This window comes from Sphingopyxis sp. GW821-FHT02C12 (assembly GCF_059421785.1).
Genome location: NZ_JBWKVQ010000001.1, coordinates 2,851,157 through 2,872,238, shown reverse-complemented (window position 1 = coordinate 2,872,238; position 21,082 = coordinate 2,851,157). Strand labels below are relative to the sequence as shown.

Below are 21,082 nucleotides of genomic sequence, written 5' to 3'. Positions count from 1 at the left end.
CAGCCCCTATATCGAACCAAAGTCCGCTGCGGCCAAGCGGGGCGAATCAGCGGACGACGACGCAATTTTCACCCGCCACGCGCAATTTTCCGCACAGGCTCTGGGCGTTGGCCGCCGTCCCGGCGACCGCGCGCAGGCGATAGACCTGGCCGCTGTCGACCGTCGCCGGCGACACCGACTTGGAAAGCTCGGACAGATAGGCAAAGCGTTTGGACAGGTTTGTCCAGGCCTTGGCCGCGGCCGCCTCGCTGCTGAACGCGCCGAGCTGGATCATCGCCGATCCCGAAGCCGCCGGTGCCGCCTTGGCCGGTTCGGCGGTCTTCGCCGAGGTCGCAGCGGGTTTGCCCTTGTCTTTGTCGGTGACGGTGCGCGCCGCTTTGGCGGCTGCGATCTTGTCGGCCTCGGCTTTCTTCGCGGCCTTGGAAGCGGCTTCGCGTTCGGCGGGGCTGGCGGCGGGTTCCTCAGGCATACGCGAGGCATCGACCTTGCCCGACGGCTCGGCGCCCTCGCTCGCGGCGAAACTCGCGTCGCCCTCGCCCTCGAAGGTCTTGGCGGCGTCATTCTTCGGCGCGACCTTGTAGTCGCCCTTTTGCGCGACGATCAGTTCGCCCTCACCGCGCGCCCCGCCATTCTGGATCCACCAGAGGCCTCCGAGAACCGCGCCGATCAGCAACAGGCCGCCGAGCACCATGACGAGCAGCCGGGTCGGCGAAACTTCACCGTCATCCTCGAACTCGTCGGCCGCTTCGAGCCAGGGCAGACGATCCTCGTCGCCCAGCCCCAGTCCGGCTTCGCCCTGCCCCTTGTCGCTGTCGCCCGCCATCAATGCATCTCCTCGAGCGCTTCCACACCCATAAGGTGGAGCCCGCCCCGGATAACCTGCCCGATTCCATCGGCCAAATAAAGGCGGGTCGCGGTCAATTCGGCGTCGTCGGCAATGATCACACGCGCCTCGGGCCGGTCGTTGCCCATATTCCACCAGGCGTGGAAGGCTGCGGCGACGTCGCCCAGATAAAAAGCGATCCGATGCGGCTCGCGCGCCGCCGCCGCCGATTCGACGATTCGCGGATATTGCGCGAGCAATTTCACCAGTCCCAGTTCCTGCTCGTCGAGCCGCGCGGGGTTCGGCTGTGCCGCCGCGATTCCCGCTTCGGCAACCTTGCGCTTCAACGACGCGATCCGCGCGTGGGCGTATTGGACATAGAAGACCGGGTTGTCGCGCGATGCCTCGACGACCTTCGCGAAGTCGAAATCCATCTGCGCATCGGCCTTACGCGTGAGCATGGTGAAACGCACCGCGTCCTTGCCGACCTCGTCGACGATATCGGCGAGGGTGACAAAATTGCCCGCGCGCTTCGACATCTTGAACGGCTCGCCGTTCTTGAGCAGGCGGACCATCTGCACCAGCTTGACGTCGAACTTCTTCTTGCCCTCGGTCATCGCGGCGACCGCGGCCTTGATCCGCTTGACCGTACCGGCATGGTCGGCGCCCCAGATGTCGATCAGTTCGTCGGCAGTCTCGGCCTTCTGGAAATGATAGGCGAGATCGGCGCCGAAATAGGTCCAGCTGCCGTCCGATTTCTTGATCGGCCGATCCTGATCGTCGCCGAACCGCGTCGAGCGGAACAGCGGCAGTTCGACCGGCTCCCAATCTTCGGGCGTTTCGCCCTTCGGCGCTTCGAGCACACCGTCGTAAACGAGGTCGTGATCGCGCAGCCATTTTTCGGCGTCTGCCGGCTTGCCCGCCGCCTGCAGTTCGGCCTCGGACGAGAAGAGATTGTGATGGATGCCCAGCTTGGCGAGATCGGCGCGGATCATGTCCATCATCGCGCTGACTGCCTCGGCACGGAACAGCCCAAGCCATGCACTTTCGGAGGCGCCAACGAAGCGGTCGCCATATTCGGTGGCCAGCTTCTGCGCGACGGGGATCAGATAGTCGCCGGGATAAAGCCCCTCGGGCACCGCGCCGACATCCTCGCCGAGCGCCTCGCGGTAGCGCAGGTGCACCGACCGCGCGAGCACGTCGACCTGCGCGCCGGCATCGTTGACATAATATTCGCGGATGACGTCGTGCCCGACATATTCGAGCAGCGCGGCGAGCGCGTCGCCGACGACCGCGCCGCGGCAATGGCCGACGTGCATCGGCCCGGTCGGATTGGCGGAAACATATTCGACGTTGACCGTCCGCCCCTTCCCCGTCGCCGAGCGGCCATAATCGTCGCCGCTGGCGTGGATCAGCGCGAGTTCGTCGCGCCAGCTGGCGTCGGCGAGGCGCAGGTTGATGAAGCCCGGCCCGGCGACACTCGCCTCGGTCACTTCGTCCAGCGCGCCGAGTTCGGCGACGAGCAGGTCGGCGAGCGCACGCGGGTTCATGCCTGCGGGCTTCGCGAGCACCATCGCGGCATTGGTCGCGACATCGCCGTGCGAAGGGTCGCGCGGCGGTTCGACGCTGATCGACGAACGATCGAGCCCGTCAGGAAGCGCGCCGCGCGCTACCAGCGCATCGAGGGCGGTGCCGATATGGGCGGAAAAACGGCTGAACAGGGTCACGGGCATGGCCTATCTTTGAACAAAGCTGCTGGCGCGCGCCCTATAGCAGCTTGGGCAACGCGAAAAGCCCTGCGTCGCCCGATGGCGCCGCAGGGCGAACCGACGCGAACGGCGCGAAACGGCGCCGCCGCGGTGCCTATCGTCGGACGTTATATTCGAGCTGATCCTGCGTCAGCTGAAAGCCGACGAGCAGTTCGAAGCTGGCGCGGGCGACCGCGGCGCGGACCTCGGGGATGCTCAGCGGATCGATCGCGGCATCCTGATCGCCGGCTTTGCGCTTGCGCGTGATGCGTTCCATGATGTCGGCGGGCAACGTCGCCGCCGCGCGGTCGACATAGGCCGACGCCTGGCCGCGACCGGTGCCACGGGTCTGGCCGTCGGCGAAGCTGACGGTCACCGCACCGATCCGCTTGGCCACGACAGCGGTGCCGCCCTGCACGACCGTCGAGAAATAGGGGATGGTGACCGAACGCGCCGGGCCGGCGTCGCGACGCGTCGCGACGACATCGAAACTGGCGAGCTGATAGACCTTCTCGCCGGTGTCGTTGCACTGGGGTGTCAGGTTGGTGATCGTCGCCACGACGTCGATCGCCGCCGCATCGCGGCTGGTCGCCGGGTCGAACAGCGTGACGTCGCCGGTCTGGAGCGGAACCGCCACCGCGGGGCAGGCCGACCGCGTCGCGGTGATGCCGACGCCGCCCGACAGGTCCAGCTCATTGTCCTTCGCGCAGCCCGCGACCGTCGCCATGGCCGCCGTGCCACACAGCACAGCCAGAAATTTACGCGACGGGGACGAAATGGGCATCATGATGGTCAAGGCTTTCCACTTGGCTGGGGCGACGAGGGCGATTGATCCCTGCTCCATGCGCGCCGCTTCTTATCGGGGCGATGAACGGGGCGCAACGGTGCGAAGTTGCTTTACCGCACCGCGGCCGCTGCGCTAGAGCGCCCGCGAGATGAACGCACCCCGTAATATACCCGCCGCAAATGGCAGCGAAGCGGCAGAACTGACGGTTTTGATCGCCGCGCCGCGCGGTTTTTGCGCCGGGGTCGACCGCGCGATCCGCATCGTCGAACTGGCGATCGATCGCTATGGCGCGCCCGTCTATGTGCGGCATGAGATCGTCCATAACCGCTATGTCGTCGATACGCTTAAGGCCAAGGGCGCGATTTTCGTCGAATCGCTCGAACAGGTTCCCGACGGCGTGCCAGTCGTGTTCAGCGCGCATGGCGTGCCCAAGGCGGTCCCCGCCAAGGCCGAGGCACGCGGACTCGATTATATCGACGCGACCTGCCCCCTGGTGTCGAAAGTCCATCGCCAGGCCGAACGCGCGCATGAAAGCGGCCGCCACATCATTTTTGTTGGCCACGCGGGTCACCCCGAAGTCATCGGCACGCTGGGCCAGTTACCCGAAGGGGCGATGACCCTGGTCGAATCGGTCGACGATGTTGCCGCGCTGTCGCCGCCCGATCCCGAAATGCTGTCCTTCCTGACCCAGACAACCCTCTCGGTCGACGACACCCGCGACATCATCACGGCGCTCCAGCACCGCTTTCCCGCGATCGCAGGACCGCGCGGCGAAGATATCTGTTATGCGACGTCGAACCGCCAGGAAGCGGTGAAGGCGATCGCCGGCCGCTGCGACCGCATGATCGTGATCGGTGCGCCCAACAGCTCGAACAGCGTGCGACTGGTCGAGGTCGCCGAACGCATGGGCACGCCCGCGCATCTCGTCCAGCGCGGCGGCGACATCGACCCCGCATGGCTGGCCGATATCGGTACGCTCGGCATCACCGCCGGCGCCAGCGCGCCCGAGCAACTGGTGCGCGAGGTCATCGACGCGGTCGCGGCACACCGCCCGATCATCGAAGATATAGTGGTAACCGCCGAAGAGAATATGGTGTTCAAGCTGCCGCGTGGCCTCGAGCCGGCAGCGGCCTGATGGCGGTCTATACCGGGGTCGACCCCGACGATCTCGCCGCGCTCGTCGCCCGCTACCACATCGGCACCGTCCTGTCGTGCAAAGGCATCGCCGAGGGCGTCGAAAACAGCAATTTCCTGCTCGAAACCACCGCCGGGCGATTCATCCTGACGCTCTATGAAAAACGGGTGAAGGTCGAAGAACTGCCCTTCTTCGTCGACCTGCTCGCGCATCTCGCCGCCAGCGGCTGCGCGGTGCCGCCGATGATCCGCGACCGCGACGGCCTTGCGATCCAGCGCATCTCGGATCGCGCCGCCTGCATCATCCAGTTCCTGCCCGGCATTTCGCTGAACCATCCGACACCGGGACAATGCGCTGCGGCGGGTGCGGCACTGGGCGGCATGCATGGCGCCTTGGCGAACTATGCGGGCGGACGCGAAAACAGCATGGGGCATCGTCACTGGCGCGCCATCGCCGAGGCAACCGGTGACCTCGATGCGGTGCGCCCCGGCCTCGCCGCGATCGTCGGCGATGAACTCGACTATCTCGACGCGCACTGGCCGACCGATTTGCCGGCGCATGTCATCCATGCCGATCTGTTTCCCGATAATGTGCTGATGCTCGGCGACCGGGTCACCGGGCTGATCGACTTCTATTTCGCCGCGACCGATTTCCGCGCTTATGACGTCGCGGTCACCCATGCGAGCTGGACCTTTTCGGCCGACGGCACGCGCTGCGACGCCGCTCGCGCCAAGGCATTGATGCGCGGCTATGCCAGCGCGATCACGCTCAGCGATACGGAACAGGCGGCGCTGCCCCTCCTCGCCCGCGGCGCATCGCTGCGCTTCCTGCTCACCCGCGCGCACGACTGGGTGCATACCCCCGCCGACGCGCTGGTAACGCGCAAGGATCCCTCGCCGTTCCTCGAACGGCTGCGCCGCTATCAGGCTGCCGACGCCGACAGCCTCTTCGCCGCCGCATGACCGAGGCGGTGGGCAAAACGGTGATCGTCGCGACCGACGGCGCGTGCAAGGGCAACCCCGGCCCGGGCGGCTGGGGGGCGGTGCTGCGCTGGGGCGACGTGGTGAAGACCCTGTCGGGCGGCGAACCCGATACGACGAACAACCGCATGGAAATGATGGCGGCGATCGAGGCGCTGGCGGCGCTCAAACGCCGTTGCAGCGTCGAACTGTCGACCGACAGCGTCTATGTTCGCGACGGTATTACCAAATGGGTCTTCGGCTGGCAGAAAAACGGCTGGAAGACCGCGGCGAAAAAGCCGGTCGCCAACGCCGATCTGTGGCAGCGACTGGTCGCCGAGGCGGCGCGCCACCAGATCGAGTGGCTGTGGGTCAAGGGCCATTCCGGGCACCCCGACAACGAACTCGCCGACCAGCTCGCCAGCGACGCCGCGCTGGACATCATGCGAAAGGCGCGGGCGCGCTGAACGCCCGCGCCCGATCGCTTATTCGGCTTCTTTGGTCTCGGCGCCCGGACCGTTCTTCTTGATCGATTCGATGGCGTTCACCGCGGACGCCTTGCTCGAATAGCCCTCGGTCCAGAACATCGTTTCGCTGTTATATTTGAAATAGGCGACAAACTCGCCGGCCTTGTTCTTCTTGATCTCGAAATAATGGGCCATCGGGGGTTCTCCAAAGATACAGCCGCCGGTCCGTGCGGCTAACCCATGTTAGCCCGGCGATTGCCGTGCGCAAGCGTGCCGTTGAGATATCAGGCGAAGCGTGCCCGCGCATAAGGCGATGGGTCGACGCGCGCGATCGCGCCGTCAGGCGCAGGCGCGCCAAGTTGCCAGGCGAGCAAACCCGCGATCGCGGGCGCGGTCTGGATACCGAACCCACCCTGCCCCGCGCACCAGACAAAACCCGGTACGTCGGGGTCGGGACCAAGGACCGCAAGCCGGTCGGGCGCAAAACTGCGCAGTCCGGCCCATTTGCGCTCGACCGCCGCGATCGGCCAATCGACGACCGCCTGGAGCCGGTCGATCGCCAGGGCGACGTCAAGCTCCTCGGGCGCGGCGTCGCAGGGATCGCTCGGCGTCTCGTCGTGTGGGCTCAGCCAGATCCGTCCTTCGCTCTCGCCCTTGAAATAAAAATCACCACCGACATGCCCGATCAGCGGCAGCGCGGCGGGTGTAGGAACCCCGAGCCGGACCTGCGCGATCGTGCGGCGATAGGGACGGATACCGACCGGCGCGACGCCGCAGGCGCGGGCGACCGCATCGGCCCAGGCGCCCGCGGCGTTGACGATCAGCGCGGCGCGGATCGTGCCCTGTCCGGTTTCCACCCTCCAGCCGCCTTGTTCGCGGTGCGCCGAAACGAGCGGCGTGCGCACCGACAGCAGCGCCCCCGCCCGCTTCGCCGCGCGCAGATAGGCGGCATGTAAGCCGCCGACATCGATGTCCCGGCATGACGGTTCGAACGCCGCCTCGCTCCAGTCGGGGCGAAGCCCGGGGATATGATCGGCAAGCGCGGCGGCCGACAGGCGCGACACCGCGACGCCCTGCGCCTCGAACGCGGCGACAAAGGCATCGACCGCCGGCGCCTCGTCACGACGCCCGATCATCACCGCCGTGCGCGGCAAGAGGAAGGGGCGATCCGAAAAATCGGGATGCGGGTGGGCGAGCGCTTCGTAGGACGCCGCCGTCAGCGGCTGGACGCCGGTTCCGCCATAGCTTTCCTGCCAGAAAGCCGCCGAGCGGCCCGTCGCATGATATCCAGGTACATCCTCTGCTTCAATCATCAGCACACGCCGATGCAACGCGAGCCCGGCGGCGAGGCTGGCGCCCGCGATCCCAGCGCCGACGATCAGGACGTCGATGTCGGAAGGGAGCGCGCTGGTCATGCCCCGCCGCATATCTTCTGGGTGCCGGAATGCAAGCATGCGCGGCGCTCGACATGGTTACTATTTGGTAAGCCATGACCTCTATGGGATCGGGGCATGAACGGCCATGTTCCTCAGTTGATCCTGATGCTGCTCGCGGCGATCCTGATGATCTGCTCGGCGATCAGCGATCTGCGCTGGCGCGAGATTTCGAACGGCCTCAATGGTCTTATCGCCATCCTCGCTATTCCCTTCTGGTTTGCCGCCGGATGGCCGCTGTGGCCTGATCTCGCGATTCTCGTGGGGGTTGCCGCCACGATCTTCGCCGCTTTCCTGGTGATGTACATGTTCAACGCCATGGGTGGGGGCGACGTGAAGAACGTCTTTGCCGTATTCCTGTGGGTGCCGGTTCCGCTGACGATGCCGTCACTGATGGTGATGGCGCTGTCCGGGGCGGCGGTGTCGGCCGCCATGCTCGTCTGGCAGATCGTCAAGCGTCCGGAGGCCAAGCCGCAGGTCCCCTATGGCGTTGCGATCGCCGCTGCGGGCCTTTGGGCGCTTCACCAACAATATCTTAACCAGTTTCAGGCTATCGCATCGAGTTGAGGGCAAGCACCGCCGCGTCTGGCGAGTGTTAGGAGGCGAAAAATCGTCATGGATACGCGAAAGATAATGCTGATCGTCGGCGCGCTGGTCATTGCGATCGGGGCCGCGTTCGGGGTCAACCAGATGATGCGCGGCGCATCGGCACCGCAGGCGCGCGCCGCCGCGGCACCGGAAGCACAGGGTCCTATGATCCTGGTCGCCACCCGCCAGCTGCCCGTCGGAACGATTATCGGCCCCGACAGCCTCCGTTTCCAGCCTTGGCCCAAGGAACTGGTCGAGAAGGCCTATTTCCTGAAAGAGAAGACCGACGTGAACGGTCTTGTCGGCACGGTGGTTCGCTATCCGATCACCGCCGGCCAGCCGCTGACGCAGGGCGCGCTCGTCCATCCCGACGATCGCGGCTTCCTCGCCGCGGCGCTTGGCCCGGGCATGCGCGCGGTGACCGTCAAGGTCAGCCAGGAACAGGGCGTCGCCGGCTTCGTCTTCCCGGGCGACCGCGTCGACGTGGTGCTGGCCCAGGAAATCAAGGTCAAGGAAGGCAGCGCCTATCCCGACGACCAACTGTTCACCGCCGAAACGATCGTGCGCAACGTCCGCGTGCTCGCCACCGACCAGCGCTATGACGCCGAGGACGAGACGGGCAAGACCCCGGTTCGCACCTTCGGCTCGGTGACGCTCGAAGCGACGCCCGAGATCGCCGAAAAGATCGCCGTTGCACAGGACATGGGCAAATTGTCGCTCGCCCTGCGCCCGCTGGCCGAAAGCGCCGGCGAACTCGACGCCGCGATCGCTTCTGGCGAAATCAACGTGCCGACCAAGGGCGGCACCGCCGCCGAAAAGAAGATGATGGCCGAAGCCGCCGCACGCCCGACCTCGGGTCGTGGCTCGGCGACGACCGGCGGCGATGTGTCGCGCTTCTGGGTCCCAGTCAGCGGCCGCGTGTCGGCACCGCGTCAGCAGCCGAACAACAACTACGGCGGCGGACAGAACTCGAATTATGGAGGTGCAGCACCGGCGGCACCCCGCGGTCCGATCGTGCGGGTGACGCGCGGCGAAAAAGTGACCGAAGTTCCGGTTGGGGGTAAGTAAGATGAGCAGCAAACCCAAGTTCAAGGCAGCGGCGCTGGCCCGCACCCTGGCCATCGGCCTGGTGGCAGCCACGCTGGTAACGGCCCCCGCCCACCAGGCGTTGGCACAAGCGGTCCAGAATGCCAGCAGCAGCGTCGACCTGTCGGTGGGACGCGGCCGGCTGATCAGCCTTCCCGCCGCGATGACCGATGTTTTCGTCGCCAACGACGAAGTCGCCGACGTTCAGGTCCGCTCGAGCCGCCAGCTCTACATCTTCGGCAAGAAGCCGGGCGAAACGAGCATCTATGCCACCGACGCCAGCGGCCGGGTCGTCTATTCGACCGTCGCGCGCGTCGGCAACAATATCGAGACCATCGACCAGATGCTTTCGCTGGCGATGCCCGAGGCGACGATTTCGGCGAACACGATGAACGGCTTTGTGCTGCTCACCGGCACCGTCCAGTCGCCTGACGACGCCGCCGAGGCCGAGCGGCTGGTCCAGGCCTTTGTCGGCGACCAGACCAAGGTCCTTTCGCGTCTGCGCACCGCGACGCCGCTGCAGGTCAATCTGCAGGTCCGCATCGCGGAGGTGAACCGCTCGCTGGTCAAGGAAATCAGCGGCAACCTGCTGACCCGCGACAAGGACGGCCCGTTGGGGAACGGTTTCCTCGGCGGCGTGTTCGGCGGTCGGTCCGCCGGCGAGATCAACTATCCCCTAGCCCCGACCGCAGTTTTTCCAGGCAGCCCGGTTCCGCGACCGTATAACCCGGTGACGGGGCAGCCGATCGATACGATTTATCAGGGTACGACCTACGGCATCTCCAATCCGGCCGGCATCCGTAGCCTCGCCGGCGCGGGTCGCCTGTTCGGCCTCGACCTGATCGCCTCGCTCGATGCGGGCGAACGTTCGGGCATGGTCGTGACGCTGGCGCAGCCGAACCTCACCGCGATTTCGGGTGAAACCGCCGACTTCCTTGCCGGCGGCGAATTCCCGGTCCCGATTCCCGGCAACTTCGCCGGCACGACGATCGAATATCGCAAATATGGCGTCAGCCTGGCCTATACGCCGACGGTGCTGTCAAACGGCCGGATCAGCCTGCGCGTTCGCCCGGAAGTGTCGGAACTGTCGACCGAAGGCGCGATCGAACTGCAGGGCTTCCAGGTTCCCGCACTGACCGTCCGCCGCGCCGAGACGACCGTCGAACTGGGATCGGGCGAAAGCTTCATGATCGCCGGGCTGATGAACAATCGTTCGATCGGGGCCATCGACAAGATGCCGGGGCTTGGCGACATGCCGCTTCTCGGCATGCTCTTCAAATCGGACAGCTTCCGCCGCGGCGAGACCGAACTGGTCATCATCGTGACGCCCTATCTGGTCCAGCCGGTCTCGGCCAACGACATCAAGCTGCCCACCGACGCCTATCAGGATGCCAACGATGCCGCGCGCCTGCTCATCAACCAGACGAGCAACGGCGTGACCGGCGGCGACCGCCCCAAGCCGCGCCTCGACACCTCGCCAGCCGACGCCGATCGCCTGCGCGCCGGGGCCGATGTGTCGCCGGGCTTCAGCATCAAGTGACGCGCTGGTTTTCAGGAGCAAGATTATGAACAAGATCGCAACTTGGACGACCCTCGCAATAGCCGCGACGCTCGCCGGCTGCACGGGCGGCGCCCATTCCAATACGGGTCTCGATTCGGTCCATCAGCCGATCGTCCGCAACAGCATCTATCAATTCGATGTCGCAACCAGCGGCGGCGAATTGCCGCCGAGCGAACAGGGACGCCTGCAAGGCTGGCTCGACGCGATGGGGGTGCGTTATGGCGATCGCATTTCGATCGAGGATCCTTCGCCCTATGGCGCAAGCGTGGCCCAGGCGTCGATCCGCGCGATGATCGAACGCCGCGGCATGCTGCTCAGCAACGCCGTTCCGGTCACCACCGGCACGGTGGCGCCCGGCAGCCTGCGTGTCGTCGTCACCCGTGCGACCGCTTCAGTCCCAGGATGCCCCGATTGGTCGAGCAAGTCGTCGATCAATTTCAACAATGCGACCTCGTCCAACTATGGCTGCGCGACGAACAGCAATCTCGCCGCGATGGTCGCCGATCCGAACGACCTGATCAAGGGCGCCAGCAGCGATCGTCAGGATCCCGCGTCGGCGACGCGCGCGATCAAGACCTACCGCGAGAGGCCGCCCACGGGCGCCGGCGAACTCAAACAGACGTCAACCAGCGGGGGAGGCAACCAGTGAACGCGCCATTTAAAATTGCCGGCTTGCGCGAACCCTTCAACGCCTTCGTGTGCGATGATGATACGCTGGAGTTGATCCGCGCGGCCGCCAACGACATGGGCTGGCCTATCGAGAAGTGCAACAAGGGCGGCCTGCGCAACGCGGTCCAGTCGCTGTCGGTCTCGGCGAGCCCTAACATCCTGTTCGTCGACATGTCCGAATCGGGCGATCCGATCAACGACATCAACGCGCTGGCCGAAGTCTGCGAGCCCGGTACGGTGGTGATCGCTGCCGGCCAAGTGAACGACGTGCGCCTGTATCGCGACCTGCTGTCGAGCGGAATCCAGGACTATCTGCTCAAGCCGCTGTCACTCGACCAAGTCCGCGAATCGCTGACGATGGCACAGGCGATGCTGTCCGCACCGAAGCATGCCGACATGATGGACGACAAGCCGCATCACATGATGGCGGTAGTTGGCGTTCGCGGCGGCGTCGGCGCCTCGCTCGTATCGACATCGCTCGCTTGGGCGATGAGCGAACAGGCCGGTCGCCAGACGGCGTTGCTCGACCTCGACATCCATTTCGGGACCGGCGCGCTGACCCTCGACCTCGAACCGGGCCGTGGGCTGATCGACGCGATCGACAATCCGAGCCGCATCGACGGCCTGTTCATCGAACGCGCGATGGTGCGGGCATCGGACAAGCTCAGCCTGCTGTCGGCCGAGGCACCGATCCACCAGCCCGTGATGACCGACGGTTCGGCCTTTTTCCAGCTGGAAGAAGAATTGCGCAACGCATTCGAGATGACGATCGTCGACATCCCGCGCCACGTGCTGATCCCCTTCCCGCACCTGGTGTCGGAAGTCGGAACGATCCTGCTGGTCGCCGACGTGACGCTCGCCTCGGCGCGCGACACGATTCGGATCCTGTCTTGGTTCAAGCAAAACGTACCGGGTGCCCGCGTCATCCTGGTCGCCAACAAGTTCCAGACCGCGATCGGCGAGCTGTCGCGCAAGGAGTTCGAATCGTCGATCGAACGCCAGATCGACATCGTGATTCCGTTCGACCCCAAATTGGTCAGCCAGTCAGCAAAGCTTGGCAAATCCTACGCCGAGATTTGCAAGGGCACCAAGGCCAGCGCGGTGTGGAACCAGTTGATGCGGCTTATCCTCGATGGCGCGGACACCGAGGCTGATGAGGCGGTGGCACCGTCCGCCAAAGGCAAGTCGGGCGCCTCGCTGCTCGGCAAGCTTGGCGGGATCGGCGGCATGATGGCCAAAAAGGGCACGAAATAAGGACGATGGCGGCCGGGTGACCGGTCGCCAGCCGGCCTTGGGACGAGAAGCGGACGAAAACCGACTATGGACCTGTCAGTCATCCTTATCATCGGTGGCGCCTTTCTGGCCTTCACCATGCTCGTCCTGTTCAGCGGCCCTTCGATGGGCAAGGCGAAAACTCGACGGCTGGCGATGGTCAAGGACCGCCACGCCGCGTCGACCGAAGCGGTGGTCGCAGCGCAAATGCGCAAAACGATCCAGTCCGGAAGCAACAGGGGCAGTCAGAGCCTGTCCAGCTTCATGCCGCGTCGCGAAGAGATGGAAAAACGGCTCCGCCGGACCGGAAAGACCTGGACCGTCAGCCAGTATATGATGGCGTCGATGGCCCTGTTCGTGGTCGTTGCGGGCTTGCTGCTGCTGATCCGCAGCCCGTTCCCGCTAGCCGCCCTGATTGGTGTGATCGCCGCGCTCGGCTTGCCCTATTTCGTGGTCAACCGGCTGATCAAGAAGCGCGTCGCCAAGTTCAACACGCGTTTCCCCGACGCGATCGACCTGCTCGTCCGTGGCTTGAAATCGGGCCTTCCCGTGACCGAGACCTTCCAGGTCGTCAGCCAGGAATTGCCCGGCCCGGTCGGCGAAGAGTTCAAGGGCGTCGTCGAACGCATCCGCATCGGCAATACGATGGAAGCGGCTTTGCAGGAATCGGCCGAGATGCTCGGCACGCCGGAATTCCAGTTCTTCTGCATCACGATCGCAATTCAGCGCGAAACAGGCGGCAACCTCGCCGAAACGCTCGCGAACCTTTCCGACGTGCTCCGCAAGCGCGCGCAGATGAAGCTGAAGATTCGCGCGATGTCGTCGGAAGCCAAGGCGTCGGCCTATATCGTCGGTGCGCTGCCCTTCTTCGTCTTCGGTATCGTCTATTCGATGAACCCCGAATATCTTCATGGCTTCTTCGTCGAAGAAAGGCTGATCATCACTGGACTCGGCGGACTGGTATGGATGAGCCTCGGCGCCTTCATCATGTCGCGCATGATCAGCTTTGAAATCTAAGGGGCGCGACGAATGAACATCACCCTGCTCCTCGCCTCGTTCACCGGTTCGACCAGCGGCCCGACCATCATGGGCGTCGATGTCATCTGGGTCGCGACCACGCTCGCTGCGGTCGGCGTCGGCGCAGTACTGATCGCGCTTTATGGCGCGCTGACCGTGCGCGATCCGATGGCGAAGCGCGTCAAGGCGCTGAACGACCGCCGCGAACAGCTCAAGGCCGGTATCACTGCGTCGACCGCGAAGCGCCGCGCGAAACTTGTCCGAAAAAACCAGACCGCTGACAAGATGCGCACCTTCCTCGGCAAGCTTCAGGTGCTGCAGGAAGACCAGATCAAGGATGTGCAGCAGAAGCTGGCGCAGGCGGGTATTCGGTCAAAGGATCTCGCGGTCGCGGTTATCTTTGGCCGCCTGATCCTGCCGATCGTGTTCGGCGGCGTCGTCGCTTTCCTGATCTATGGCGTCGACATGTGGCCCGACCTGACCCCGTTCAAGCGGTCGGGGGCGACGATGGCGGCGTTGTTGTTGGGTTACAAGGCCCCTGACCTGTTCGTAGAGAACAAGCGGTCGAAGCGCACCGACGCGATCCGCAAGGGCCTGCCCGACGCGTTGGACCTTCTCGTCATCTGCGCCGAAGCGGGTTTGACCGTCGACTCCGCGTTCAGCCGCGTGTCCAAGGAACTGGGCCGCGCCTATCCCGAACTGGGCGAAGAGTTCGCGCTGACCTCAATCGAGCTCGGCTTCCTGACCGAACGCCGCCAAGCGTTCGAGAACCTTGCCTATCGCGTCAATCTCGATTCGGTGAAGGGCGTGGTCACGACCATGATCCAGACCGAGAAATACGGCACGCCGCTCGCCAGCGCGCTGCGCGTGCTGTCGGCCGAATTCCGCAACGAGCGCATGATGCGCGCCGAGGAAAAGGCCGCTCGCCTGCCCGCGATCATGACGGTGCCGCTGATCCTGTTCATCCTGCCGTGCCTGTTCATCGTGATCCTTGGCCCGGCCGCCTGTTCGCTCAAGGACGCGCTCAGCGGAATGTGACAAAGCCCCTCCCGCCGCGCGGGAGGGGTATTTGCTCCAGATCAGCCGACCTGCTGCTCGATTGCACCGAAAATGCTGTGGTGGCGATCGTCGTCCATCCAGATGCGGACCGTATCGCCCTTCTGCATGAAAGGCGTCTTCGCTTCGCCCTCCAGAATCGTTTCGACCGTGCGCACCTCGGCGAGGCAGCAATAGCCCAATCCGCCCTGCGCGATCGGTTTGCCCGGTCCGCCATCGGCATCGCGGTTCGACACCGTGCCCGAGCCGATGATCGTACCCGCGCCAAGGTCGCGGGTCTTCGCCGCATGCGCGATCAGCGCACCAAAATCGAAAGTCATGTCGATCCCGGCATCGGCACGGCCGAGCGGCTGGCCGTTGAGGTCAACGCACAGGGTGCCGTGAAGCTTGCCATCGCGGAACCGCTCGCCAAGCGCGTCGGGGGTGACGAACACCGGCGACATCGCGCTCGAGGGTTTCGACTGGAAGAAACCGAAGCCCTTGCCGAGTTCGGCCGGAATCAGCCCGCGCAGCGACACGTCGTTGGTCAGCCCGACGAGCAGGATATGGCCGCGCGCCGCGACCGCGTCGGTACCGGCGGGCACGTCGCCGGTGACCACGACGACCTCGGCCTCCATGTCGCAGCCCCACGCGGGATCGCCGAGCGGGATCGGGTCGCGCGGCGCGAGAAAGGCGTCGCTGCCGCCCTGATACATCAGCGGATCGTGCCAGAAGCTGTCGGGCATTTCGGCGCCGCGCGCCCGGCGCACCAGCGCGACGTGGTTCACATAGGCGCTGCCGTCGGCCCATTGATAGGCGCGTGGCAGCGGCGATGCCGCGTCGCGCTCGTGAAACCGATCCTTGGGGATCGCATCATGGTTGAGATCCTCGGCCAGCGCTGCGAGGCGGGGGGCCGCATAAGCCCAATTGTCGAGCGCCGCCTGCATCGTCGGGACGATCTGGCCAGCGTCGGCATACCAGGCGAGATCGTCCGAAACGACGACCAGCCGCCCGTCGCGACCCTTCTTCAGCGAGGCTAGTTTCAAGCGGATTTCCTTTGTCTGGTGATGCGGGGGGAACCGTCATCGCCAACCAAGGAAGCGATGATCAGCGTTGCATCGTGATCGAGGCGAAACAGGTAAACCCGCTCTGCCCCGCCCGCAAGCGCCGGATATATTCCAGATAGGCCTGCGACTGGCTGGAGGTCGTGCCCGGCAGCGTCTGGCCGCGAAAGGCGCGCTTCACCTCTTCGCCGGTGAACGGCCGCGGCGAGCCGGGAAACGCACCCTTGGTGCCCGCGGCGACCAGATTGCCCCTGCCGTCGATATATTTGCCCGCACCCGACACGTCGGGCACCGGGATCTGGCAATTCATCACCGATACCGCGGTCTGAGCAAAGGCGGGACGTATCGTCAGTGCCGCCGACACGCCGACCGCGCCGAGCGCGAGCATCCGGCGCCGCGACGGAACGGCTTCCATGGCTTCATCGGAATTGGGCGCCCCCGCGCCATTCGGCTGATCCTGCTGTTCCATGATCGGCGCATAAACCATGGACGACGCGGGGAAAAGCAAAAGACCGCATGTGCGCCGCCACTTCCCGTTTCGGGACATTTGGCGACAAGGCGTTAATGGCTGCAAAGCCGCTTGCGCCGCGCCCCCGCTTCGTGCGAGGCCGAGCGCCGATGTTCGACCGCCTCTCCAGCCTCGTCGTGGCGCTGACCCTGGTCGCCATCGCGGTCATCCTTGCCGCGCTGGCCGGCGGCGACGCATTGGCGATCGCGATACTGGCCGCTGCGGGCGTCGCCGCCGCCGCGCTCGTCTATTCGGCGCTGCCCAGCCCCGTGATGGCCGAGAACCGCGCCGGCACAGCGCCGTCCCCCGCCCCGCCGCCGGCGTCGCTGCTCCGCCATCCCGATTTCGCACTGTGGGCCGACCAGGAAAAGGAACCCCTGCTCGGCTGCGATGACAATATCGTCACCCTCGCCAACGACGCCGCTATCCGCCTGCTCGGCCGCCACATCGTCGGCGCCGACGTGCGCACCGCGATCCGCCACCCCGCAGCGACCGAATGGCTGTCGGGGATCGAAGGGCCCGCGACGCCGGAACCGATCAACCTCGTCGATTTCCCGCGGCCGGGCCAGCGCTGGACGATGCGCATCGCGGCGCTGTCGGGGGGGCAGAAGATCATCTTCCTAGCCGACCGCGCCGCGATCGACGCCGCCGACCGGATGCGGTCGGACTTCGTCGCCAACGCAAGCCACGAACTGCGCACGCCGCTCGCCGCGATCCTCGGCTATGTCGAGACGCTACAGGACATGAACGGCGACGCCGACACCGCGACCCGCCACCGCTTCCTGTCGATCATCGAGCGCGAGGCGCGGCGGATGCAGCAACTCGTCATCGACCTTTTGTCGATCTCGCGGGTCGAGGCCGACCGGTTCCGGCGCCCCACCACCCCGGTCGATCTGACCTCGATCGTGCGCACGACGATCGCCCAGCTGCGAGACAGCGAAAGGCCGCGCGCCCGCGATATCGTCGCGGTCTTCGACGATATGCCGCTGCCGATGCTCGGCGACGAGGCGCAACTTGGCCAACTGGCGCACAACATCATCTCGAACGCGATGAAATATGGCCGCGCCGACACCCCGGTGACGGTCGAACTGATCCGCGAAGGCCAGCGCGCGCGGCTGTCGGTGCGCGACGAAGGCGACGGCATCGCCGCCGACCACCTCCCCCGCCTGACTGAACGTTTCTATCGCGTCGACGAGGCGCGCAGCCGCTCGGTCGGCGGAACGGGGCTTGGGCTGGCGATCGTCAAGCATATCAGCGAGCGCCATCAGGGACAGCTCGATATCGAAAGCGACGTCGGCAAGGGAACGCGGGTGTCGGTGGCCTTTCCGTTGGCGAGCGGAGCTTAGCCTTCGCGACCTGCCTTTTTCGCGTTCCGGCGACGCCAATAGAGGAGGCCGCCGACGCCGAGACCGAAGAGACCGAACATCCCCGGTTCGGGCACCGGCACCGGCGTCGCGCCGCCCGAACTCGAACCGCCACCCGACGAACTTCCGCCCGACGAACCCGATCCACCGCCCGGCGAGCCGATATTGCCGCCGTTGTAGGTGCCGGTATGCATCTCGCCATTCTGGTTGAGATTGCGGAACACCGCCGAACCCTGAATGTAATTTGCGGTCTGCGCGTCGGCAAGCGGCGCCAGCACCGAACCGCCCCAGGCGGTGGTCAGGTTCAGGTCCTCCGCCTGATGAAAATTCCAGATCAAATGCTCGCCAAGGTTGTTCGTGCCGCCGAGGAAATTGTCGTTGAGGCTGACCGAACGGCCGCTGACGTTGACGATCGCTGTGTTTGCCCCGTTCAGGTTGAACTGGATCTCGCCGATCCGGTCGAGATCGGCCGAACTGATGTTGAATATCGCCGTGCCGTTCGCATCCGGCTGGGCATTGAACGTGCCGCGATTGCCTTGGATGACCAGTTGGCTGTTCGCGGTCAGCGTGCCCATGTCATAGGACAGGCTGGTCAGGCTGCTGCCGAGCTGGCTTTTCTGATTTTGCAAACCAGACACGAACGACGGGTTGCTGGTGCCGAGGTTGGACACCACCGTGTTCTGGTTGACATTGGTATTGCTGATCGTGCCACCCACCTTCACCGTCTGCGCAGCGCCGTTGAGGTTGAAGCCACTGTTGACGTTGCCGCCGACGATCGCGCCGCCGCCATTGTTTAGATTCTTGTGCCCGCCGTTGACGTCGCCCACAACGGTCAGTCCCGGCTGTCCGGTGGGTGAAGTGCCGAGCGGACGGATGCTGTAGTTGGACGAGTTTCCAGTCAGATTGCCACCGACGAAGGTCCGCCCCTCGACTTCGGACGAGGATTGCAGGTCGCCCAGCACCACCAGGTTCCACTCGCGCAGCGCATCGAGGCCTGTAACCGCCGTCGTCGACTGCGCGACGGCGGGAGCAAGGGGGAGCGCCGCGACCAGGGCGAGCGGGGCGAGCGAACGGAAAGCGATGAACACGGGTGAAGATTCCAGATTTTCAGGAGGAGGAGAGGCGGCGCCCCTAGCAATTTTCGGTCTGATTTTGTAGAAGGAGGCGACGAGCCGTTGTGCCGTTTCGGGACGTTCGCCCTTCAATCTATCACCGCTAGCACGTCACCGAGTTTGGCGAACATCTGGTCGATCTGCACTTTCTCGACGATCAGCGGCGGCGAGAGCGCGATGATGTCACCGGTGGCGCGGACGAGCAGGCCGTTGTCGAAGCAGGTATGGAACAGCTCGGTCGCGCGCGCGGTCGGCGCGCCGGGGCGGGGTTCGAGTTCGATGCCGGCGACGAGACCGATGGTACGGATGTCGATGACATGCCGCCGCCCCTGCAGGCTGTGCGCGGCGTCGTCCCAATAAGCGGCGAGGTCGGCGGCGCGGTCGAACAGGCCGTCGCGGGCGTAGAGGTCGAGCGTCGCCAGCCCCGCCGCGCTGGCGAGCGGATGGCCCGAATAGGTGTAGCCGTGGAACAGCTCGATCCCGCCCGGGACGCTGTCGATCACGGCGTCGTGAAGGTCGCGCTTCACCGCGACCGCGCCCATCGGGACCGCGGCGTTGGTCAGCCCCTTGGCCATGGTCAGGATGTCGGGGGTGACGCCCCACGCCTCGGCCGCGGTGGCGGCGCCGACGCGGCCGAAGGCGGTGATCACCTCATCGAAGATCAGCAATATGCCGTGGCGGTCGCAGATTTCGCGGAGGCGCTGCAGATAGCCGACTGGCGGGATCAGCACCCCGGTCGAGCCCGCCATCGGCTCGACGATCACCGCCGCGATCGTCTCGGCGCCGTGGAGGTCGACGAGGCGTTGCAGGTCGTCGGCGAGTTCGGCGCCCTGCGGCGGGAAACCATGCGCGAAGGCGTTGCCGGGAACGCCGTGGGTGTGACGGATATGGTCGGCGCCGGGCAGGCCGGGGCCGAAGGCGCGACGGTTGTTGCCGATGCCGCCGACGCTGATCCCGCCAAAGCCGGTGCCATGATAGCCGCGCTCGCGCCCGATCAGCCGCGTCCGGCTCCCCTGCCCGCGCGCACGCTGCACCGCGAGCGCAATTTTCAACGCCGTATCAACCGATTCGCTGCCGCTGTTGGTGAAGAATATGCGGTCGAGACCGTCGGGCATCAGCGCCGCGACGCGGCTGGCGAGTTCGAAGACGAGCGGGTGGCCGAGCTGAAAGGTCGGCGCGAAATCGAGGGTCCGCGCGGTTTGCGCGATCGCCTCGGCGATCTCGGGCCGGCAATGGCCGGCGTTGCAGCACCATAGCCCCGCGGTGCCGTCGAGGATATCGCGGCCGTCAGCGCTGCGGTAGAACATACCGCTTGCCGAGACGAGCTGGCGCGGGTTGGTTTTATACGCCTTGTTCGCGGTGAAGGGCATCCAGAAGGCTGCGAGGAGATCGTTTTCGCGGTGCATTGTCGCCTCCTTAAAGCCCCCCTCCCCTGAACGGGAGGGGAGAAGTCAGTGCGCCGCCTTCTTGCGGCCCGGCAGCAGATGGAGCGCACCGACGATGATCCCGCCAAGCAACAGGCCGAAGATGCCCGCCCCGCCGGCGTTGATCAACCATTCCCACAGGCCCGCGACCGGCAAGCCGCCGCCGACAGCCTCCGCAAAATGTTCGAGCGGTTCGGACAGGTTGGCCAGATGCAGGTCGTGCAGCCCGTGCAGCACGATCTGGCCGCCAACCCACAGCATCGCCGCGGTGCCGATCGTCGCCAGCGCCGCGAGCAGCTTCGGCATCGCCGTGACCAGCCCGCGCCCAATCGCGCGGCCGGCGCCGGTGCCGCCCTTGCTCATATGCAGCCCGATATCGTCCATCTTCACGATCAGCCCGACGACGCCGTACACCGCGATCGTGATGACGATCGCGACGACCGCGAGCGTCGCGGCGCGCATGCCGAGCGGTTCCGACAGAACTTCATTGAGCGCGATCACCATGATTTCGCCCGACAGGATGAAGTCGGTGCGGATCGCACCCGACACCATTTCTTCCTCGTGATTCTTGTCGACAACGAGCGCCGCATCTTCCTCTAGCGGAAGATCCTTGGCGGTCAGGCTGTGCCAGACCTTCTCGGCGCCCTCGAAGCAGAGATAGGCGCCGCCGACCATCAGGATCGGGGTGATCGCCCATTGCGCGAGCGCCGACAGCAACAGCAGCACCGGAAGGATGAAGATCAGCTTGTTCTTGATCGACCCCTTGGCGATCCGCCAGATGATCGGCAGTTCGCGGTTGGGCGTGAAACCGGTCAGATAGCGCGGGGTTACCGCGGTGTCGTCGATCACCACCCCGGCGGCCTTCACCCCTGCCTTGGACGCCGCGGCGCCGATATCGTCGATGCTCGCCGCCGCCACCTTGGCGATGGTCGCCACATCGTCGAGCAGCGCGAAAAGTCCTGAAGGCATATAAGCTTGATCCCCGTTGCGGTTTCCCCCGCTCTATCGAGCCGGAGCGCCATGCGAAAGG

The 21,082-nt window shown here is 65.5% G+C and carries 21 protein-coding genes; 11 read left to right on the top strand and 10 right to left on the bottom strand.

The features are described 5' to 3' along the window. Positions 1–46 precede the first annotated feature (46 nt). From AC07U1_RS13655 to AC07U1_RS13645, 3 genes are all read right to left on the bottom strand, one after another. Positions 47–823 (bottom strand): SPOR domain-containing protein, encoded by a 777-nt coding sequence (locus AC07U1_RS13655; RefSeq protein WP_492738663.1) that lies wholly within the window; start codon positions 821–823, stop codon positions 47–49. Further along, positions 823–2,550: an arginine--tRNA ligase gene (gene argS, locus AC07U1_RS13650; RefSeq protein WP_495177450.1), complete on the bottom strand. Its 1,728-nt coding sequence runs from the start codon at positions 2,548–2,550 to the stop codon at positions 823–825. Before argS ends, AC07U1_RS13655 begins: the two co-directional genes overlap by 1 nt. 136 nt (positions 2,551–2,686) lie before the next feature. After that, on the bottom strand, positions 2,687–3,358 hold the full coding sequence (locus tag AC07U1_RS13645; RefSeq protein WP_187140763.1) for a hypothetical protein: 672 nt from the start codon (positions 3,356–3,358) through the stop codon (positions 2,687–2,689). A gap of 148 nt (positions 3,359–3,506) precedes the next feature. On the opposite strand from AC07U1_RS13645, the gene ispH reads away from it, so the two are divergent. Genes ispH through rnhA form a run of 3 tightly spaced genes read left to right on the top strand, consistent with a single transcriptional unit; the run spans position 3,507 to position 5,919 of the window. Continuing rightward, entirely contained in the window at positions 3,507–4,493 is a 987-nt protein-coding gene (gene ispH / locus AC07U1_RS13640) for a 4-hydroxy-3-methylbut-2-enyl diphosphate reductase (protein WP_495176128.1), read from the top strand. Further along, a complete protein-coding gene (thrB, locus tag AC07U1_RS13635; protein ID WP_495176129.1) occupies positions 4,493–5,455 on the top strand; it encodes a protein kinase family protein in 963 nt (320 codons plus the stop codon). The genes ispH and thrB overlap by 1 nt, the downstream gene beginning before the upstream one ends. Next, positions 5,452–5,919 carry a ribonuclease HI gene (gene rnhA, locus AC07U1_RS13630; RefSeq protein ID WP_187140684.1) on the top strand — a complete coding sequence of 156 codons (468 nt, stop codon included), beginning with the start codon at positions 5,452–5,454 and terminating at the stop codon, positions 5,917–5,919. Before thrB ends, rnhA begins: the two co-directional genes overlap by 4 nt. A gap of 18 nt (positions 5,920–5,937) precedes the next feature. On the opposite strand, the gene AC07U1_RS13625 is transcribed toward rnhA, so the two are convergent. After that, positions 5,938–6,114 carry a YegP family protein gene (locus tag AC07U1_RS13625; protein WP_082545046.1) on the bottom strand — a complete coding sequence of 59 codons (177 nt, stop codon included), beginning with the start codon at positions 6,112–6,114 and terminating at the stop codon, positions 5,938–5,940. An 89-nt stretch (positions 6,115–6,203) separates the two neighbouring features. Beyond that, positions 6,204–7,334: an NAD(P)/FAD-dependent oxidoreductase gene (locus AC07U1_RS13620; protein ID WP_495176130.1), complete on the bottom strand. Its 1,131-nt coding sequence runs from the start codon at positions 7,332–7,334 to the stop codon at positions 6,204–6,206. A gap of 96 nt (positions 7,335–7,430) precedes the next feature. Here AC07U1_RS13620 and AC07U1_RS13615 point away from each other — a divergent pair, with 96 nt between their 5' ends. From AC07U1_RS13615 to AC07U1_RS13585, 7 genes are all read left to right on the top strand, one after another. Beyond that, positions 7,431–7,919, top strand: coding sequence for an A24 family peptidase (locus tag AC07U1_RS13615; protein ID WP_495176131.1), 489 nt, complete (start codon positions 7,431–7,433; stop codon positions 7,917–7,919). Between the two features lie 48 nt (positions 7,920–7,967). Further along, a complete protein-coding gene (gene cpaB, locus AC07U1_RS13610) occupies positions 7,968–9,008 on the top strand; it encodes a Flp pilus assembly protein CpaB (RefSeq protein WP_495176132.1) in 1,041 nt (346 codons plus the stop codon). A 1-nt stretch (position 9,009) separates the two neighbouring features. Continuing rightward, positions 9,010–10,566, top strand: a complete 1,557-nt coding sequence (locus AC07U1_RS13605) for a type II and III secretion system protein family protein (RefSeq protein ID WP_056347940.1) — start codon at positions 9,010–9,012, stop codon at positions 10,564–10,566. A 25-nt stretch (positions 10,567–10,591) separates the two neighbouring features. Next, the gene (locus AC07U1_RS13600; RefSeq protein WP_492738676.1) at positions 10,592–11,236 is read left to right on the top strand and encodes a CpaD family pilus assembly protein; all 645 of its coding nucleotides are present in this window, start codon (positions 10,592–10,594) and stop codon (positions 11,234–11,236) included. Beyond that, positions 11,233–12,510, top strand: a complete 1,278-nt coding sequence (locus AC07U1_RS13595) for a P-loop NTPase (RefSeq protein WP_056347945.1) — start codon at positions 11,233–11,235, stop codon at positions 12,508–12,510. Before AC07U1_RS13600 ends, AC07U1_RS13595 begins: the two co-directional genes overlap by 4 nt. A 66-nt stretch (positions 12,511–12,576) precedes the next feature. Then, on the top strand, positions 12,577–13,545 hold the full coding sequence (locus tag AC07U1_RS13590; RefSeq protein ID WP_056347947.1) for a type II secretion system F family protein: 969 nt from the start codon (positions 12,577–12,579) through the stop codon (positions 13,543–13,545). 69 nt (positions 13,546–13,614) lie between these two features. Next, complete coding sequence (locus AC07U1_RS13585; protein WP_056348529.1) at positions 13,615–14,583, top strand: type II secretion system F family protein; 969 nt, start codon at positions 13,615–13,617, stop codon at positions 14,581–14,583. A gap of 41 nt (positions 14,584–14,624) precedes the next feature. Here the strand turns inward: AC07U1_RS13585 and AC07U1_RS13580 are convergent, their stop codons facing one another. Then, on the bottom strand, positions 14,625–15,626 hold the full coding sequence (locus AC07U1_RS13580) for a fumarylacetoacetate hydrolase family protein (RefSeq protein WP_495176133.1): 1,002 nt from the start codon (positions 15,624–15,626) through the stop codon (positions 14,625–14,627). Between the two features lie 61 nt (positions 15,627–15,687). Further along, entirely contained in the window at positions 15,688–16,131 is a 444-nt protein-coding gene (locus AC07U1_RS13575; RefSeq protein ID WP_443028039.1) for a hypothetical protein, read from the bottom strand. 131 nt (positions 16,132–16,262) lie between these two features. On the opposite strand from AC07U1_RS13575, the gene AC07U1_RS13570 reads away from it, so the two are divergent. Continuing rightward, positions 16,263–17,498 carry an ATP-binding protein gene (locus AC07U1_RS13570; RefSeq protein WP_495176134.1) on the top strand — a complete coding sequence of 412 codons (1,236 nt, stop codon included), beginning with the start codon at positions 16,263–16,265 and terminating at the stop codon, positions 17,496–17,498. Here AC07U1_RS13570 and AC07U1_RS13565 read toward each other — a convergent pair. From AC07U1_RS13565 to AC07U1_RS13555, 3 genes are all read right to left on the bottom strand, one after another. Next, positions 17,495–18,604 carry a choice-of-anchor A family protein gene (locus AC07U1_RS13565; protein ID WP_495177451.1) on the bottom strand — a complete coding sequence of 370 codons (1,110 nt, stop codon included), beginning with the start codon at positions 18,602–18,604 and terminating at the stop codon, positions 17,495–17,497. The genes AC07U1_RS13570 and AC07U1_RS13565 overlap by 4 nt on opposite strands. A 113-nt stretch (positions 18,605–18,717) precedes the next feature. Then, positions 18,718–20,034, bottom strand: coding sequence for an omega-aminotransferase AptA (gene aptA, locus AC07U1_RS13560; RefSeq protein WP_495176135.1), 1,317 nt, complete (start codon positions 20,032–20,034; stop codon positions 18,718–18,720). A 45-nt stretch (positions 20,035–20,079) separates the two neighbouring features. Beyond that, positions 20,080–21,021, bottom strand: a complete 942-nt coding sequence (locus AC07U1_RS13555) for a DUF808 domain-containing protein (protein ID WP_495176136.1) — start codon at positions 21,019–21,021, stop codon at positions 20,080–20,082. Positions 21,022–21,082 lie beyond the last annotated feature (61 nt).